We start from the raw sequence: 17,426 nt of genomic DNA on the forward strand, positions 1-17,426 counted from the left end.
GCATGCCTCCCAAGAGCCGCACCGCGGCCGGCGCCAAGAAGGTGCGCCGCAAGGAGAAGAAGAACGTCGCCCAGGGCGAAGCCCACATCAAGAGCACGTTCAACAACACGATCGTCACCATCACCGACCCCACCGGCGCGGTGATCTCGTGGGCCTCGGCCGGCACCGTCGGCTTCAAGGGCTCGCGCAAGTCCACCCCGTTCGCCGCGCAGATGGCCGCTGAGGCCGCCGGTCGTCGGGCGATGGAGCACGGCATGAAGAAGATCGACGTCTTCGTGAAGGGCCCGGGCTCGGGCCGAGAGACGGCGATCCGTTCGCTGGGTGCGATCGGCCTCGAGGTCGGCACCATCCAGGACGTCACGCCCGCTCCGCACAACGGCTGCCGCCCGCCCAAGCGCCGCCGCGTCTGATCGCCCGCTGAGAACAGGAGACTTTGAGAAATGGCCCGTTACACCGGCCCCATGACCCGGAAGTCGCGCCGTCTCGGCGTCGACCTCGTCGGCGGTGACGGCGCGTTCGAGCGTCGTCCCTACCCCCCCGGCCAGCACGGCCGCGCGCGCATCAAGGAGAGCGAGTACCGCCTCCAGCTGCACGAGAAGCAGAAGGCCCGCTTCACGTACGGCGTGATGGAGAAGCAGTTCGCCAACTACTACACCGAGGCCTCGCGTCGCGCCGGCAAGACCGGTGACAACCTGCTCCAGCTGCTGGAGTGCCGCCTCGACAACGTGGTGTACCGCGCCGGCTTCGCCCGGACCCGCCGCCACGCCCGCCAGCTCGTCGTGCACGGCCACTTCAAGGTCAACGGCAAGAAGGTCGACATCCCCTCCTACCAGGTCTCCGCGCACGACGTCATCGACGTCCGCGAGAAGTCCCTGGAGATGACCCCGTTCATCGTGGCTCGCGAGACCCACGGCGAGCGCGTCGTCCCCGCCTGGCTCGAGGCGCTGCCGAACCGCATGCGGATCCTCGTCCACCAGCTGCCGGTCCGGGCCCAGATCGACATCCCGGTCCAGGAGCAGCTGATCGTCGAGTACTACTCCAAGAAGTAACAGAAGGGGGGCTTCGCCCCCCTTCGACCCCCCACTGGGGGCTCCGCCCCCAGACCCCCGGGTCTGGGGGCCGGGGTTCCTCCGGAGGGGCAGCACCACCGCCTTCCGCCAACCTGCAGTTCGGGCCCGTCATATAGCGGGTGGGCCCGGAAAGGAAAACACCAGTGCTGATCGCACAGCGCCCCACCCTGTCGGAAGAGACCGTCGACGAGTTCCGCTCGCGGTTCGTGATCGAGCCGCTGGAGCCCGGCTTCGGCTACACCCTCGGCAACTCCCTGCGCCGCACCCTCCTGTCGTCGATCCCCGGTGCCTCGGTCACGAGCATCAAGGTCGACAGCGTCCTCCACGAGTTCTCGACCATCGAGGGCGTCAAGGAGGACGTCACCGAGATCATCCTCAACCTCAAGGGCCTCGTCGTCTCCTCCGAGCACGACGAGCCGGTCACCATGTACCTGCGCAAGTCGGGTGCCGGTGACGTCACCGCCGCGGACATCGCTCCGCCGGCCGGTGTCGAGGTGCACAACCCCGAGCTGAAGCTCGCCACCCTGTCCGACAACGGCAAGCTCGAGATGGAGCTCGTCGTCGAGCGCGGCCGCGGCTACGTCTCCGCCGTGCAGAACAAGGGTGCCGACAACGAGATCGGCCGCATGCCGGTCGACTCGATCTACAGCCCCGTGCTGAAGGTGACCTACAAGGTCGAGGCCACCCGAGTCGAGCAGCGCACCGACTTCGACAAGCTCGTCATCGACGTCGAGACCAAGCCCTCGATCCGTCCCCGCGACGCGATCGCCTCGGCCGGCAAGACCCTCGTCGAGCTCTTCGGCCTCGCCCGTGAGCTCAACGTCGAGGCCGAGGGCATCGACATCGGCCCCTCGCCGGTCGACGAGCAGCTCGCCGCCGACCTCGCCCTCCCGGTCGAGGACCTGCAGCTGACCGTCCGGTCCTACAACTGCCTCAAGCGCGAGGGCATCCACACCGTGGGTGAGCTCATCAGCCGCTCGGAGCAGGACCTGCTCGACATCCGCAACTTCGGCGCCAAGTCGATCGACGAGGTCAAGGCCAAGCTGGTCGAGATGGGCCTGTCCCTCAAGGACAGCGCTCCCGGCTTCGACCCGTCCGCCGCCCTTGCCGCCTACGGCGACGACGACGACGACGCGTTCGTCGAGGACGAGCAGTACTGAGTTGATGTGCGCGAGCGTGTCGCCTATGGAGCTTCGCTCCATGCCGCTTCGCGGCCGGCGACACGCTGCCGCGCTTTCGCTGTTGACGTTCGCTTCGGTGCAGCTTCGCTGGCGGCTTTCCGGCCGCCACCTGGGCTGACCGGAGCGGCTCAGCGGCACTGCTTCACCTGCACCACCTGAACTGACCGGGGGCGAATCCCGCCGCCGGCCTACTACCCCGGTACCTGGTACGGCCGGGGAGGAACGAGAGAGACATGCCGAAGCCCACCAAGGGTCCCCGCCTCGGCGGCGGCCCGGCCCACCAGCGCCTCATCCTGGCGAACCTGGCCACCCAGCTCTTCGAGCACGGCCGGATCACCACGACCGAGGCGAAGGCCCGCGCCCTGCGTCCGCACGCGGAGAAGCTGATCACCAAGGCGAAGAAGGGCGACCTCCACAACCGTCGCGAGGTCCTCAAGACCATCCGTGACAAGGGTGTCGTCCACACGCTCTTCACCGAGATCGCGCCGACCTTCTCCGAGCGTCCGGGCGGCTACACCCGGATCACCAAGATCGGCCCCCGCAAGGGCGACAACGCCCCCATGGCCGTCATCGAGCTCGTGACCGAGGCCTACACCCCCTCGGCCCCGAAGACGAAGGCCGCCCCGGCCGCCGCCGCTGCTCCGGTCGAGGAGGCTCCCGCCGAGGAGACCACCGAGGCCGGCCCGACCGAGCTCGCCGAGGAGGCGTCGCCCGAGGAGAGCGTCGTCGCCGAGGAGGAGACCGAGGTCACCGAGCCCGTCTCGGACGAGGCCGCCGAGGCCGAGTCCACCGAGGACGAGCCGAAGGCCTGATCCGGCCCCGCAGCACCTGCACCACCCACCGACCCGCCCGGGACACCCGGGCGGGTCGGTGTCATTTCGGCCAGCCCGCCGGCCTCACCAGCCGCGCTCGACCCGCCGCAGCGCCTCGGGGAGGGTGAGCCCGGCACGTCGGGCGGCGGCGACGTACGCCGCGGCCGCCTCGTCCAGCGCGGCGTCGGCGCGACCCGCGCCCGGCCGGCCGGGGGCGGCGTCGTCCGAGGCGATGAACGTGCCACGCCGGCCCTCGGTGACCACGACGCCGTCCGCCTCGAGCGCGCGGTAGGCCTTGGCGACGGTGTTGACCGCGAGCCCCAGCTCGGCCGCGGTGGCCCGCACGGTCGGCAGGCGGGTGCCGGCCGGCAGCTCACCGGCGGCGGCCCGTCGCGCGACCTGGGCGCGCAGCTGCTCGAACGGGGGCGTGGGGTCCTGGTCATCCAGCGGCTGCACCTGCACGGCCCCACCCTAGGGTGGCGGCATGGAGCCGGACCCCACCCAGGAGCAGCAGGACGGCCGCGACGTGCTGGTCGTGGGGGAGTCGCTCGTCGACGTGGTCCACGCCGCCGACGGGACGACCCGCGAGCACCCCGGCGGCAGCGCCGCCAACGTCGCGGTCGCGCTCGCGCGGCTGGGCCGGCCCGTCCGGTTCGCCACGGCGTACGCCGCCGACGACCGCGGCCGCACGGTGGCCGACCACCTCGCCACGGCCGGGGTGGCGCTCGCGACCGACCCCGCGACGGTCGCGCGGACCTCGACGGCGCGGGCGACGATCGGGGCGGACGGCGCCGCGACGTACGACTTCGACCTGGCCTGGGAGCTCGGCCCGGTCCCCGACGAGCCGGCCCCGCTGGTCGTCCACACCTGCTCGCTCGGGGCGGTCCTGCCGCCGGGTGCCGACGACGTGGTGGCGCTGCTGGAGCGGCTGCGCGGCCGGGCCACGGTGACCTACGACGTCAACGCGCGGCCTGCGGTCACCGGCACCGGCGCGGAGGTGGTCGCCCGCGTCGAGCGGGTCGTCGCGCTCGCCGACCTGGTCAAGGCCAGCGACGAGGACCTCGCCGCGCTGTGGCCGGACCTGGACGAGCCCGCGGCGGTCGCGCGCCTGCTGGCGCTCGGACCGGCCGCCGTCGTCGTGACCCGCGGCGGGGAGGGCGCGAGCTGGACGAGCCGGCGGTGCGTGGTCGAGGTGGCCTCGCTGCCGGTCGAGGTGGCTGACACGATCGGGGCCGGCGACACGTTCGGCGCGGCCCTGGTCGACGGGCTGTGGGAGCGCGGCCGGCTCGGCGCGGAGCACCGCGACGAGCTGGCGGGGCTCGCCGAGCACGAGGTGGCCGAGCTGCTCGAGCACGCCGCCCGCGCGGCCGCGGTGACGGTGTCGCGGCCGGGCGCGGACCCGCCGTACCGCTCCGAGCTGCAGGGCTAGCCGACCGCCTGCGCCGCCTGCGCGGCCAGCCACTGGTGGACCAGCGGGACCACGGAGGCGCCCTCGCCGCTGGCGGCCGCGACCCGCTTCATCGAGCTCGCGCGGATGTCGCCGACGGCGAAGACGCCGGGCACGGTCGTGGCGAGGCTCTCCGGCGGCAGCCCGACCCAGCGGTCGCGGGGCACGTCGCGGCCGGTCAGCACGAACCCCCGCGGGTCGCGGGCAAGGCCGCCCGGCAGCCAGTCCGACTGCGGGTCGGCGCCGAGCAGCAGGAACAGCCCCTGGACCTCGCGCCGGGTCACCGACCCGTCCCGGACGTCGCGCACGTCGAGCCACGCGAGCCGCTGGTCGGCACCGTCGGCGCCGTCGCTGCCGCCGTCGGCGATCTCGCAGCAGGTCTCGACGGTGATGCGCGGGTTGAAGGCGATCTCGCCGAGGAGGTAGTCCGACATGGTGGCCGCGAGCGAGTCGCGGCGGACCATGATCGTCACCGAGCGGGCGAACTTCGCCAGGTGGATCGCCGCCTGGCCGGCGGAGTTCCCGCCGCCGACGACGACCGCGTCCGCGCCCTCCAGCTCCCGGGCGGCCGTCATCGCGCTGCCGTAGAAGACCCCGCGCCCGACGAGCTCCTCGACGGCCGGGACGCCGAGCTTGCGGTAGGCCACGCCGGTGGCCAGCACGACCGAGCGCGCCCGCAGGTCGCCGCCGTCGGTGCGGACGCAGTGGCCCTCGGGGTCCGGGTCGATCGCGAGGACCTCCCAGCCGGTGCAGAAGCGGGTGCCGAAGCGCAGCGCCTGGTTGCGCGCCCGCTGCGCCAGCCGCATGCCGGAGATGCCGCGCGGGAAGCCCAGGTAGTTGCGGATCATCGAGCTCGTCCCGGCCTGCCCGCCGACCGCCTCCGCCTCGACGACGACCGTCGAGAGGCCCTCGGACGCGGCGTACACCGCGGCGGCGAGGCCCGCCGGCCCGGCGCCGACGATGCAGACGTCGACCACCTCTTCGACGTCGACGGCCTCGGGCCGGCCGAAGATCGCGACCGCGGCCTCGCGGACGGTGCGCGGCGCGAACGGCGGGCGGTCGAAGAGCTCGACGAGGGGGTACGTCGCCGCGCCGGCCCAGCGGGCGAGCAGCTCCTGCCCGACCGGGCCGTCGGGGTGGTGCACGCGGTGGGACAGCCCCATCCGGTCGAGGAAGTCGCGCAGCGCCGGCAGCAGCGGGTCCCCGTCGGGCGCGACCACGCGGACGGTCTCGACGACCGGCTCGACGGCGGTGGCGCCCCAGTCCGAGAGCAGCTCGCACACGACGCCGTGGAACTCCTCGTCCCGCGCGCCACGCGGCATGAGCAGGTAGGCGTCGTACTTGCCCTTGGCCAGCCCGACCCGCAGCCCCGGCGCGTCGGTCAGGAAGCGCTCGTGGTGCGCGGCGACCATGCGCCGGGCGGTGGGCACGACCGCGCGCCAGCGGCTGAACGCCTCGTAGACGCCCGCGTCGGGCAGCTGGGACTCGGCGACGAAGAGCGCGACGCGGCCACCCTCGGCGAGCACGTCGCGCGCGACCTTCTCCGCGTCGGCGACGGTGGTCGTGGCGCGCAGGTCGTAGTCGCGTGCGTAGCGCCCGAACTCGTCGAGCAGGAAGGTGGTCCTCGTCTCCGAGACGAGGACGATCACGGGTCGGGCGTCCATGGGCCGAGGCTAGGCCCAGGAGGACGGGTGCGGGAGGGGTCCGGCCGGGCTGAGAGGATGCGCGGGTGCGGATCCGGATCGACCTCGCCTACGACGGCGGCGGCTTCCACGGCTGGGCGGCCCAGCCCGGGCTGCGGACGGTCCAGGGCGAGCTGTCCGCCGCGGCGGCGACGGCGCTGCGGGTGCCGTCGGTCCACCTGGTCTGCGCGGGCCGCACCGACACCGGCGTCCACGCCCGCGGGCAGGTCGTCCACCTCGACGTCGAGCCCGAGGCGCTCGCCCGCTCGGCCGGCCGCTCACCGGACCCGCCGCTGGTCGCGCTGGTGCGCCGGCTCAACGGGATCCTCCCCGCCGACGTGCGGGTACGCCGCGCGGTCGAGGCCGCGGACGGGTTCGACGCCCGCTTCTCCGCGCTGTGGCGCCGCTACGCCTACCGCGTCGCCGACGCCCCCGAGGCGGTCGACCCGCTGGTGCGCGGGCACGTGCTCGCCTGGCCGCGCCCGCTCGACGTCGACCTGATGAACCAGGCGTCGGTGCTGCTCATGGGCCAGCACGACTTCGCGTCCTTCTGCAAGCAGCGCGAGGGCGCGACGACGATCCGCGTGCTGCAGGAGCTGTCGTGGCAGCGGCTGCCGTCGGGCGTGGTCGAGGCGACCGTGCGCGCCGACGCGTTCTGCCACAGCATGGTCCGCTCGCTGGTCGGCTGCCTGCTCGCCGTCGGCGAGGGCCGCCGACCGGTCTCCTGGGCCGGCGACGTGCTGGCCGCGGAGCGGCGCGACGCCTCGGTGGCGGTCGTGCACGCCCACGGGCTGACCCTGGAGGAGGTCGCCTACCCGCCCGACGCCGAGCTCGGCGCGCGGGTCGAGCTGACCCGGGCACGGAGGGAGAAGGCATGAGCGAGGGACCGGCCGAGGACCACTACTTCACCGCCGACCCGACGGTGGCGTTCAAGCGCGCACCGATCACCGCCGAGGTGTGGGGCCGGACGCTGCCGCTCGTGAGCGGCTCCGGCGTCTTCGCCCAGGGCCGCGTCGACATCGGCACGTCGGTGCTCTTCCGCGAGACCGACCCGCCGACCGGCGGCCGCGTGCTCGACCTCGGCTGCGGCTACGGCGTCATCGGCCTCGCGGTCGCGGTCAGCGCACCCGACGCCACGGTCACCGCCGTCGACGTCAACGAGCGCGCGGTCCTCCTCGCCAACGAGAACGCCGCGGCCCTCGGCGTCACCGACCGCTACCGCGCCGCCACCCCGGACGCCGTCGACCCCCACGCGGCGTACGACGAGATCTGGTCGAACCCGCCCATCCGCATCGGCAAGCAGGCGCTCCACGAGCTGCTGCTCACCTGGCTCCCGCGGCTCGCGCCGGGCGGCCGCGCGGTGATGGTGGTCGGCAAGAACCTCGGCGCGGACTCGCTGCAGCGGTGGCTGGGGGAGCAGGGGTTCCCGACGACGCGGCTCGCCTCGGCGAAGGGCTTCCGCGTGCTGGAGTCGCGGCGCGGCTGACGGCCCGGACGTAGCCTGCTCGCCATGCTCCGCGCCTCCCTCCGCACCTCGCTCCGCGTGCTCGCCGCGCTGGTCGCGGTCGCGGTCGTCCTGGTGGCGGTGGTGACCGTGGTGCGCGACGGCCGGGACGATCCGGACGCGGACGACCCGGGGCAGCGGCGCGCGGTCGCCGAGGGTCGGGCGCGGGTGGCGCCGCGGCTGCCGGGGGAGGTGCTGACCACCATCGGGGTGGTGTCCTACAACGCGCTGCGGCACCTGCCGCTCGAGCGGGCCCGGCGCGACTGGGACCGGCTCACCGGGCGCGACGACGTCGACCTGATCGGTTGGCAGGAGTCGAAGTCGCCGGCGTTCCGCGAGCTGTACCCGCAGTACCGCGCCCGCGGCTGGGAGACCTGGCACTGGCCCGACCCCGACGGGCCGATCTCGCTGGCGGTCTCGTGGCGGACGGCGACGTTCGAGCTGCTGGACGTGTCGTTCCGGCGGATGCACCGGGGCGGCTTCCCGCGGGAGACGACCGACCCGTTCCCGGCGCGGTGGGTGGTGACCGCGCAGCTGCGGCACCGCGCGACCGGACGCACGGTCACCCTGCTGAACACCCACGTCAACCAGCACATCGAGACCGGGCAGCGCTTCGAGCGCAACCTCAACGCCGAACGCGCGAAGCAGCACCTGGCCAGGCTCGCGCGGATGTGGGACACCGCGCCCGGCTCGGTCGTGCTCGGCACGGGGGACTACAACTTCGACTTCGCCGACGACGCCCGCGCGAGGCCCGCCGGCGGGATCACCCGGGCCTTCCGCGGCCGCGCCAGCTCGACCTACCAGCTGCTCGGCCTGGACGGCCTGCGGCCGACCCGCAACACCCGGTGGATCGACTACGTCTTCGTCGCCGACCGGTCCCTGCGGACGGCAGGGGCGGCGGCTGGAAGCAGGTCGGGCACCGCCCAGATCGCCCGGCACCGGGTGCTCGGCGGCTACGCCTCCGACCACGCGCCGCTGCTCGCCCGGATCCGCGTCTACCGATGACAGGACGCCCACCCGGGCGGACCCGGGTGGGCGTCTCTCCAGCGCGTCAGGCGCTCAGCTGTCCAGTGTCGGTCACGGCGCCGGTCAGGGCGCCTCGGGCACGCCGCTCTCCGGCGGGGCGTCGCCGTCCTGGCCGGAGTCGTCCTCGGTGATCTCGGCGTCGCCGATGTCGGTCACGAGCACCGGCGTGAGGTCCTCGCCGGCGCCGTCCTTGATCTCCACGATGCGCATGCCGGAGATGCCGAGGTGGCTGTCGCCGGAGTAGCGGAACGGCGCGAGCTGCGGCCCCTCGAGGTCGGCGCCGATCTCCTCCATCGCCTCGACGATGCCGTCACGGGTGAGGTCCTCGCCGGCGGCCTGCAGCGCCTGGACGAACGCGTAGGCGTGGGACATGCCGTAGACCCGGTAGTTGGTCAGCTCGCCCTTCTCGCCGTGCTCGTCCCAGACCTTCTGCCACAGCTGGACCCACGGGTCGTCGGGCTGGTCGACGCCGGGGATGTACTCGGTGGTGAGCACGCCGTCCAGCGAGCTGGACCCGCCCTCGACCGCGCCCTCGGAGAAGCGCGAGAGCAGCGACCCGACGAGGTCGGCGTCGGAGCCGACATTGGTGTAGAACCACTGCGGCTCGTAGCCGAGCTTGAGCGCGACCAGCTGGCTGAGCGCGGTGTACGACGGGGTGTTGAACGACAGCACCATGTCCGCGCCCGAGGCCTGGAGCTTGGCGATCTGCGGGCCGACGTCGGTGTTGCCGGAGGTGTAGCGCTCGGCCGCGACGACCTGGTCGTCGAGGAACTGGCGCACGCCCTTCTCGGCGTCGTCGCCGAAGTCGTCGTCCTGCAGGAACAGGCCGACCTTGGCGTCGGGCATGTTCTCCGCGACGTACTGACCGATGATCTTGCCCTCGATCTCGTAGTCGGTCTGCCAGCCGAACGTGTAGGGGTAGGCGCTCGGGTCGTCGCCCCACTGCAGGGAGCCGGAGGAGACGAAGAAGTCCGGGACGCCCTCGTCGTTGAGGAAGTCCACGACCGCGCTGTGGGTGGGCGTGCCGAGGCCGCCGACCATCGCGAAGATCTCCTCCTCCAGGACCAGCTCGTTGGTCACCGAGCTGGTGTTGGTGGGGTTGTAGCCGTCGTCGCGGACGACGTACTCGATCTGGCGGCCGTAGATCCCGCCCTGGGCGTTGACGTAGTCGAAGTACGCCTTGGCGCCGGTGGGGATCTCGCTGTAGCCGGGCGCCGCGACGCCGGTGAGCGGGAAGTGCGCGCCGATCTTGATGGAGTCCTCGGTGACGCCCGGGGCGCTGGCGCCGCCGCCGTCGCCCCCGCCGCCGTCACCGTCGCCTCCGTCGTCGTCGCGGCCGCCGGCGCCGCAGGCGCCCAGCAGCAGGGCGCCGGCCGTGGCGGCGGCGACGAGGGTGGCTGACCTGTGGAGCCGTCGTCTCATGTCGTGCTTCCCTTCGAGGTGGTGGTGGCGGTGCTGTCCGGGTCGGTGCTCGTGCCGGGGCTGGCTCCTGGGTCTGGGCCTGCGTCGGTGCTGGTGCTGGTGCTGGTGCTGGTGGTCGGGTCGGCGGCGGCGCCGGTGGTGGTGGCCGCGGGCGGGGCGCTGCGGCCGCGCCGGCGGAGCACGGCGCCGCGGACGGTGCCGACGATCCCGGCGGGGGCGAGCAGGACGACGAGGACCATCACCACGCCGTAGACGAGGGGTGCGAGCTCGGCGGCGCGGATGTCGGAGAGGCCGGCGTCGACGCCGAGGTCGGTGACGACCTGGGGCAGGAAGGTCAGCAGCGCGGCGCCGATGAGGGCGCCGGCGAGGCTGCCGAGCCCGCCGAGGACCACGGCGCTGAGCAGCGTGAGGCTGAGGGTGAGCGTGAAGCCGCTGGGCGCGGCGAGCCGCACGGTCACCGCCATCATCGCGCCGGCCGCGCCGGCGGCGGCCGCGCTCACGACGAACGCCGACACCCGGGACCGGCCCAGGCGCACGCCGGCCAGCTCCGCGGCCACCTCGTCGTCGCGGACCGCGCGCCAGCGGCGGCCGACCCGGCTGCGGGAGAGGTTCGCGAGGAGGACGAAGGTGACGATCAGCGTGAACCAGGCCAGGTAGGCGACGTACCGGCTGCGGGTGAGGTCCTGGCCGGTGACGAAGTACGCCAGGTCGAGCGCCCACGTGGGGATGTCCGGCACGACCACGCGCAGGCCCTGCTCACCACCGAGCTGCTCCTTGAAGTAGAGCGCGATGCCCGGGACGGCGACGGCCAGGGCGAGGGTCGCGCCCGCGAGGTAGGGCCCGTGCAGCCGGGCGGCGGCCGCGCCGACCGCGATGCCGACGACGAGGGTGACGACCACCGCGGCGAGGACGACGAGGGGCAGCGGGGTGCTCGCCTCGCGGTCGTCGAGGAGCAGGGCGGTGGTGTAGGCGCCGATCGCCATCAGCGCGCCGTGGCCCAGCGAGATCTGGCCGTTCAGCCCGGTCAGCACGGTGAGGCCGCCGGCGGCGATGCCGAGGTAGGCCATCGAGGCGAGCTGGAGGTTGCGGAAGTCGCTCACGCTCTCGGAGACGGCGACCACGACCACGAGCCCGAGGAGCGCGACGAGCAGGTGGCGGCCCAGGATCGAGCCCGACCACCAGCCTGCGGCCCGGGTGCGCAGCGCGGCCATCAGACCCTCCTCGCGGCGGTCTGCGCGAACAGGCCGCCCGGCCGGAGGACCAGGACGAGCATGAGGATCACCAACGCGGCGAGCGCGACCAGCTGCGACCCGACGTACCCGCTGACGAAGGAGAGCGCGAGGCCGAGCAGCAGCCCGCCGACGACCGCGCCGAACGGGCTGTCCAGCCCGCCGAGCACGGCCGCGACGAAGCCGTAGACGACGACGGAGTCCATGTAGCCGGGGTGCACCAGGCTGCCGCCGGCGATGAGCAGGCCGGCGAGCGAGCCCACCAGCGAGGCCAGCGCCCAGCCGAGCGTCAGCATCCGGCCGACGCGGACGCCCAGCAGGCGCGCCACCTCGGGGTTGAACGCCGAGGCGCGCATCCGCAGCCCGATGTCGGTGCGCTGGAACAGCAGGAGCAGCAGCCCCATCGTCGCCAGCACCGCGAGGATCGTGAAGATGCCGAACCCGGTCAGTGCGATCGTCGTCCCGCCGACCTCGATGCCGCGGACCCCGAACGGCGCCGGGAAGCTGCGGTAGCGGTTGCCGAAGACCACCGCGGCCAGGGCGTGCAGCACGATGAAGAGGCCGAGGGTCAGGATGACCGCGTTGATCTCCGGGCCGCCCTCGACCGGTCGGATCACCACGCGCTCGACGACCGCGCCCAGCACCAGCCCGCTGGCCAGCGCCGCGGCGAAGGCCAACCAGTAGGAGTGGCCGGCGTCGACGATCACCAACGCGATGAACGTGGTCACCATCGCCATCGGCGCCTGCGCGAAGTTCACCACCCGCGTCGAGCGCCAGATGAGGACCAGGGCGAGCGCGAACGCGGCGTACACCATGCCGAGCGTCAGGCCGCCGAGGGCGGTGTTGAGGAGCTGTTGCACGAGGTCTCCCGCTCAGAATCCGAGGTAGGCGTGACGGAGCTGGTCGTCGGCGGCGAGCGCGTCGGCGTCGTCGTCGGCGACGACCCGGCCGAGGTTGAGCACGACGCCGTGGTGGGCGATCGAGAGCGCGCTGCGGGCGTTCTGCTCGACGAGCAGCACGGTGAGCGACTCGGACTCGACCAGGCCCCGGAGCAGCTCGAAGATCTGCGCGACGATGCGCGGCGCGAGCCCCAGCGACGGCTCGTCGAGCAGCAGCGTCGTCGGCCGCGCCATCAGCGCTCGGCCCACGACGAGCATCTGCCGCTCGCCGCCGGAGAGCACGTGCGCGGTCGCCGCGCGCCGGTCGGCGAGGACGGGGAAGAGGCCGTAGACGCGCTCGAGGTCGGCGGGGTCGAGCCGGCCGGTGCGGCCGAGCGCGCCGAGGCGGAGGTTCTCCTCCACGGTGAGCTCGGTGATCACGCCGCGGCCCTCGGGGACGTGCGCGAGGCCGCGCGCCGGCATCCGGTCGGCGGCGACCCGGTCGAGCCGCTCCCCGTCCAGGTCGACCGAACCCCGCTCGGCGCGGTGCAGGCCGCTGATCGTGCGCAGCAGGGTCGTCTTGCCGGCGCCGTTGGCCCCGAGCACGGCGGTCACCTGGCCGCGCTCGGCGGTGAACGAGACGCCGTCGAGCGCGCGGACCGGCCCGTAGCCGGCGGTGAGGTCGGTGACCGTGAGCATCGCGGGCACGCCTCAGCCCACCTGCTCGCCGAGGTACGCCGCCAGGACGGCCGGGTCGTCGCGCACCTGGGCGGGCGTGCCGGAGGCGATGCGGCGGCCGAAGTCGAGCACGGTGATCTCGTCGCACACCCGCATCACCAGGTCCATGTGGTGCTCGACGAGCAGCACCGAGACGCCCTCGTCCCGCGACAGCGACTGCACCAGGTCGCCCAGCTCGGTCATGTCGTCGGCGCCCAGGCCGCTCGCCGGCTCGTCGAGCAGCAGCAGGTCGGGCTCGGCCGCGAGCGCGCGGGCCAGCGCGACCCGCTTGCGGACCGGGTACGGCAGGCTGGCGGGGTAGCGGGCGGCGTACGACGCGACGTCGAGGCGTTCGAGCACTGCCATCGCCCGGTCGCGGAGGGCGCGCTCCTCGCGGGCGGCGCGGGGGAGGCCGAGCAGGGCGGTGAGGAATCCGGTGCGGGCGTGGCGGTCGGCGCCGACGAGGACGTTCTCGAGCACCGTCACCCGGTCGAAGAGGCCGAGCCCCTGGAGCGTGCGGGCCATGCCGAGGCCGGCGAGGTCGTGCGGCCGCAGCCGGGTCAGCTGCTCGCCGCGGCGCTCGATGGTGCCCTCGTCGGGGACGACGAAGCCGCAGGCGACGTTGAACAGCGTGGTCTTGCCGGCGCCGTTGGGGCCGATGACGCCGTGCACGGTGCCGGGGGCGACGGCGAGGTCGACGCCGGTGAGCGCGTGCACGCCGCCGAAGCTCACCGAGACCCCGCGCAGCGCGAGGGCGGTCCCGCCGGTCGCGGCGGGCGTGGCGGCGGTGCTCGTGGACGGCGGCAACGGACCTCCCCGGGGTCGCCCCGAGGCTGGTCCCCGAGGTGTGTGACCTGGACCACCTTGGTGCGCGCGCACAGGATGTGCACTAGGCGCAGTGCACAGATTCGGTTGGTCCCCTCGCCCCGAACCGCCGCCGGGGGTGGTGTTCTTTGTGCACGGAGTGCGAACGTGCCTTCATGCGCTCCGCCCACCCCGCCGCCGGCGCGACGCCGGCCGCACCTGCCGTCGACGCCGCGGCACGGGCGTGGGCGCTGCTGCTGGACCAGTCGGACACGATCGCCGACAGCATCACGCTGGCGCTCTTCGAGCGGGACGCGCAGATCTACGAGCGGATCGGCCCCGAGCTGCGGGTCGACGTCCGCGAGAGCACGCGGGTGCACATCCGCCGTGGCCTCGAGGTGCTGTCGGGCCAGCGCACCTCGGGCAACCCGACCGCCATCGACGTCTGGCGCGAGACCGGACGCCGGCGTGCGCGCCAGGGCGTCCCGCTGGAGCTGGTGCTCAACGCCTACATGCTGGGCGCCCGGGTGCTGTGGGAGGCGCTCATCGCGCGGTCGGCCACGGCTCCGGAGGGCCTCGTCGACGACCGCGTGCTGCTCGCGGCCGGCGGCACGGTCTGGTCCAACCTCGACGTGCAGAACGCCGTCCTCATCGAGGCCTACCGCCGCGAGGCCGCCCGCCTGCAGCGACACGACCTGCAGCGCCAGCAGTCGGTGCTCGACGGGCTGCTCGAGGGCCGCGGCGCCGACCCCGACTTCGCCGAGGAGGCCCGCTCGGTGCTCGACCTCGGCGCCGAGGACGCCGTCGCCTGCGTCGTCGCGCTCTACGACGACCCGCCCGACTCCCTCGGCCCCGCCGAGGACCGCCTCGACCGGCTCGGCGTCGTCGCCCGCTGGCACGTGCGGGCCGGGATCTACTTCGGGCTGCTCGCCGGCCCGCTGCCCGACGAGCCGGGGATCGCCGAGCTCTTCGAGCCGTACGCCGCCGGCCGGATGGGCGTGGCCGCCGCACCCGACGGGCTCGCGGGCTTCGCGACGGCGTTCCAGCTGGCCTGCCGCGCCGCCGAGACGCTCCCGCGGTCGGGCCGCGGCGTCGTGCCGGTCACCGAACGGCTGCCCGAGGTGCTGCTCGCCGGCAGTCCCCAGGTCGCCCCGCTCCTGCTCGCCCGCACGCTCGGCCCCATCCTCAACCAGCCCGAGACCCAGGCCCGCACACTCCTCGACACCCTCGCCGCGCTCCTGCGCCACGGCGGCTCGCCGACCCACGCCGCCGAGGAGCTCTACTGCCACCGCAACACCGTCATCTACCGCCTCAAGCAGATCGAGCAGCTCACCGGCCGCTCCCTCGCCGACCCCCGCGACAAGCTCCTCCTCGAGCTCGCGCTCATGGCCTGCGGCTCCGCCGGCTGAGCCGCTCGTTGGTCGAGCAGCGCCCTTGCGAGCGTCGACGAGACCCCTGGCAGCCGGACTTCGGCCTGCGGGCCGTCGGTGGTTGCGGTGGAGGCAGTTATGAGGGTCAGGTACGGCGTGGTCGCGGTCTGCGCCCGGCTCGCTGGCCGCCACCTCGGCTGGCTCGGCTATCCATCGGCTGGTTGAGGAGCTTGCGCTGGCAAGCGTCTCGAAACCCACCGGCCAACCCTCCACAGACGCGGGCCGCGACCTTCCATACGAACACGTGTTCGAGTAGAATGAGGCCATGAGCCTGGCCCACCTCGCGACACCCGAGACCCCGCTGGACGACCCAGCCGAGGTCCTCGCTGCCGCGCGGGCCAGCCAGCGCGAGGCCGACGCCGCAGAGGTCCGCGTGCTCCTGGCTGCGGTGCAGTGGTGCGTGATGCACCCGGCGGAGTCGCTGGACGACGCAGCCGCGTGGTCGACGCTGCGTGGGTACGGCGACAAGCCCGTCCCGCTGGCCGGTGACGGGGCGCCGATGGTCACCGAGTTCGCCGTCGTCGAGCTCGCCGCCGCCCTCGGCAAGTCCCTCGAAGCAGGCCGTGCCTACCTGGCCGAGGCGCTCGAGCTGCGCTACCGCCTCCCCCAGACCTGGACCGCCCTGACCAGCGGGGTCCTGCCGGCGTGGAAGGCCCGCTCCATCGCCCGCCGCACCCTCCACCTCCCCGAGAAGGGCGCGGCGTTCGTGGACACCCACGTCCACCACTGCGCCGCCTCCATCGGCCCCGCCGCCCTCGAACGCGTCGTGGAGGAAGCGCTCGTGCGGTTCGACCCCGACGAAGCCGAACGCATCCGGTTCGAGCGCACCGAGACCCGCCACGTCACGATCCAGACCCGCCAGGTCTCCTTCGACGGCCAGGTCGACTGCTGGGCCACCCTCGACCTCGCCGACGCCCTCGACCTCGAGGACGCCCTCGCCAAGGGAGCCGACCGCCTCGCCGCCCTCGGCTCCCTCGAAGCCGAAGGGTCACGTCGGGCGACCGCGCTCGGCGACATGGCCCGCCGCCAGCTCGTCCTGGAGTTCGACGCCGACCCCAAGCCGCTGGTCGTCCACGTCCACCAGACCCCGGATGGCACCGTCGACCAGGTCGTGCGGGTGGAGAACACCCGCGGGTTCGTCCTGGCCGGCCAGCTCGCCGACTGGTGCACCCGCGCCACCACCAGCCCCACCGGCAAGATCACCATCAAGCCGGTCATCGACCTCGCCGAACACATCCACGTCGAGGCCTACGAGGTCCCCGACCGCCTCAGCCGGCAGACCCGGCTCCGTGACCACCACTGCGTCTTCCCCTGGTGCACCCGCCCCGCGTTCCAGCACTCCCAGGTCGACGACGACCACGTCATCCCCCACAGCCGCGGCGGACCCACCGCGACCGACAACATCGGGCCCCTCTGTCGCAGGCACCACCGAGCCAAGACCCACGGCGGCTGGCACCAGACCTCACCCGGTCCCGGCTCCTACCGGTGGACCAGCCCCTGCGGGACGACGTACACCGTCGACCATCACGGCACCTTCGACCACGACACCGGTCCAGCGCCGCTCCTCAGTCCCGGCTGATCACCCCGCCCCACACCCCGCCGAACCACCAGGTCGGCGGGGCACAGGCACGTCCGCGACCCCGTTTGTCGAGCAGCGAGCGCCAGCCGGTGGGTTGAGGAAGACGCGCTGCGCCTGTCTCGAAACCGAGCGTCGACGAGACCACCACCGCTGGTCGAGCAGCGAGCGCCGACGAGACCCGGTGACCGTCCCCGGCGCCCTGCGCCCCTCGCCAGGTCTCGACAACGGTCGGGCCTTGCGGCCCTCCCTGCTCGACCAACGGGGGATACCGCTGGTGGAGCAGCGAGCCAGGCCGGTGGGTTGAGGCAGGCGCGCTGGCGCCTGTCTCGAAACCGAGCGTCGACGAGACCGCCACCGCTGGTCGAGCAGCGAGCGCAAGCGAGCGTCGACGAGACCCGGTGACCGTCCCCGGCGCCCTGCGTCTCTCGCCGGGTCTCGACAACGGTCGGGCCTTGCGGCCCTCCCTGCTCGACCAACGGGGGACACCGCTGGTGGAGCAGTGAGCCAGGCCGGTGGGTTGAGGAAGGCGCGCTGGCGCCTGTCTCGAAACCGAGCGTCGACGAGACCGCCACCGCTGGTCGAGCAGCGAGCGCAAGCGAGCGTCGACGAGACCCGGTGACCGTCCCCGCCGCCCTGCGTCTCTCG

The 17,426-nt window shown here is 73.6% G+C and carries 17 protein-coding genes; 10 read left to right on the forward strand and 7 right to left on the reverse strand.

Features of this window, described 5'->3' with window-relative positions:
- The first annotated feature begins 2 nt into the window (after window positions 1-2).
- From rpsK to rplQ, 4 genes are all read left to right on the forward strand, one after another.
- A complete protein-coding gene (rpsK, locus tag QWY29_RS14975) occupies window positions 3-410 on the forward strand; it encodes a 30S ribosomal protein S11 (RefSeq protein WP_166195653.1) in 408 nt (135 codons plus the stop codon).
- A gap of 30 nt (window positions 411-440) precedes the next feature.
- A complete protein-coding gene (gene rpsD / locus QWY29_RS14980; RefSeq protein ID WP_186346405.1) occupies window positions 441-1,049 on the forward strand; it encodes a 30S ribosomal protein S4 in 609 nt (202 codons plus the stop codon).
- A gap of 164 nt (window positions 1,050-1,213) precedes the next feature.
- Window positions 1,214-2,230: a DNA-directed RNA polymerase subunit alpha gene (locus QWY29_RS14985; protein ID WP_300961815.1), complete on the forward strand. Its 1,017-nt coding sequence runs from the start codon at window positions 1,214-1,216 to the stop codon at window positions 2,228-2,230.
- 254 nt (window positions 2,231-2,484) lie between these two features.
- Complete coding sequence (gene rplQ, locus QWY29_RS14990) at window positions 2,485-3,063, forward strand: 50S ribosomal protein L17 (RefSeq protein ID WP_300961816.1); 579 nt, start codon at window positions 2,485-2,487, stop codon at window positions 3,061-3,063.
- An 84-nt stretch (window positions 3,064-3,147) separates the two neighbouring features.
- Here the strand turns inward: rplQ and QWY29_RS14995 are convergent, their stop codons facing one another.
- Window positions 3,148-3,525: a GntR family transcriptional regulator gene (locus QWY29_RS14995; RefSeq protein WP_300961817.1), complete on the reverse strand. Its 378-nt coding sequence runs from the start codon at window positions 3,523-3,525 to the stop codon at window positions 3,148-3,150.
- Between the two features lie 22 nt (window positions 3,526-3,547).
- Here QWY29_RS14995 and QWY29_RS15000 point away from each other — a divergent pair, with 22 nt between their 5' ends.
- A complete protein-coding gene (locus tag QWY29_RS15000) occupies window positions 3,548-4,492 on the forward strand; it encodes a carbohydrate kinase family protein (RefSeq protein ID WP_300961818.1) in 945 nt (314 codons plus the stop codon).
- Here QWY29_RS15000 and QWY29_RS15005 read toward each other — a convergent pair.
- Window positions 4,489-6,174: an NAD(P)/FAD-dependent oxidoreductase gene (locus QWY29_RS15005; RefSeq protein WP_300961819.1), complete on the reverse strand. Its 1,686-nt coding sequence runs from the start codon at window positions 6,172-6,174 to the stop codon at window positions 4,489-4,491. The genes QWY29_RS15000 and QWY29_RS15005 overlap by 4 nt on opposite strands.
- Before the next feature lie 65 nt (window positions 6,175-6,239).
- Between QWY29_RS15005 and truA the strand changes: the two genes are divergently transcribed.
- The 3 genes from truA to QWY29_RS15020 are packed head-to-tail and all read left to right on the forward strand — an operon-like array spanning window position 6,240 to window position 8,701.
- Entirely contained in the window at window positions 6,240-7,070 is an 831-nt protein-coding gene (gene truA, locus QWY29_RS15010) for a tRNA pseudouridine(38-40) synthase TruA (RefSeq protein WP_300961820.1), read from the forward strand.
- Window positions 7,067-7,678, forward strand: a complete 612-nt coding sequence (locus QWY29_RS15015; protein WP_300961821.1) for a class I SAM-dependent methyltransferase — start codon at window positions 7,067-7,069, stop codon at window positions 7,676-7,678. Before truA ends, QWY29_RS15015 begins: the two co-directional genes overlap by 4 nt.
- Window positions 7,679-7,702: 24 nt before the next feature.
- Entirely contained in the window at window positions 7,703-8,701 is a 999-nt protein-coding gene (locus tag QWY29_RS15020) for an exonuclease/endonuclease/phosphatase family protein (protein ID WP_300961822.1), read from the forward strand.
- Window positions 8,702-8,785: 84 nt separating this feature from the next.
- On the opposite strand, the gene QWY29_RS15025 is transcribed toward QWY29_RS15020, so the two are convergent.
- From QWY29_RS15025 to QWY29_RS15045, 5 genes are read right to left on the reverse strand one after another with little or no spacing between them, the layout of a single operon-like run.
- Window positions 8,786-10,144: an ABC transporter substrate-binding protein gene (locus QWY29_RS15025; protein ID WP_300961823.1), complete on the reverse strand. Its 1,359-nt coding sequence runs from the start codon at window positions 10,142-10,144 to the stop codon at window positions 8,786-8,788.
- Window positions 10,141-11,355: a branched-chain amino acid ABC transporter permease gene (locus QWY29_RS15030; RefSeq protein WP_300961824.1), complete on the reverse strand. Its 1,215-nt coding sequence runs from the start codon at window positions 11,353-11,355 to the stop codon at window positions 10,141-10,143. The genes QWY29_RS15025 and QWY29_RS15030 overlap by 4 nt, the downstream gene beginning before the upstream one ends.
- On the reverse strand, window positions 11,355-12,233 hold the full coding sequence (locus tag QWY29_RS15035) for a branched-chain amino acid ABC transporter permease (RefSeq protein WP_300961825.1): 879 nt from the start codon (window positions 12,231-12,233) through the stop codon (window positions 11,355-11,357). Before QWY29_RS15035 ends, QWY29_RS15030 begins: the two co-directional genes overlap by 1 nt.
- A gap of 12 nt (window positions 12,234-12,245) precedes the next feature.
- A complete protein-coding gene (locus QWY29_RS15040; protein ID WP_300961851.1) occupies window positions 12,246-12,950 on the reverse strand; it encodes an ABC transporter ATP-binding protein in 705 nt (234 codons plus the stop codon).
- 12 nt (window positions 12,951-12,962) lie between these two features.
- Complete coding sequence (locus QWY29_RS15045; protein WP_300961826.1) at window positions 12,963-13,775, reverse strand: ABC transporter ATP-binding protein; 813 nt, start codon at window positions 13,773-13,775, stop codon at window positions 12,963-12,965.
- Between the two features lie 173 nt (window positions 13,776-13,948).
- Here QWY29_RS15045 and QWY29_RS15050 point away from each other — a divergent pair, with 173 nt between their 5' ends.
- Window positions 13,949-15,181 (forward strand): PucR family transcriptional regulator, encoded by a 1,233-nt coding sequence (locus QWY29_RS15050; RefSeq protein ID WP_300961827.1) that lies wholly within the window; start codon window positions 13,949-13,951, stop codon window positions 15,179-15,181.
- Between the two features lie 286 nt (window positions 15,182-15,467).
- Window positions 15,468-16,781, forward strand: coding sequence for an HNH endonuclease (locus QWY29_RS15055; RefSeq protein WP_300961828.1), 1,314 nt, complete (start codon window positions 15,468-15,470; stop codon window positions 16,779-16,781).
- Window positions 16,782-17,426: the final 645 nt, after the last annotated feature.

The organism is Nocardioides abyssi (assembly GCF_030412915.1).
In the GTDB taxonomy this organism is placed as follows: Bacteria; Actinomycetota; Actinomycetes; order Propionibacteriales; family Nocardioidaceae; genus Nocardioides; species Nocardioides abyssi.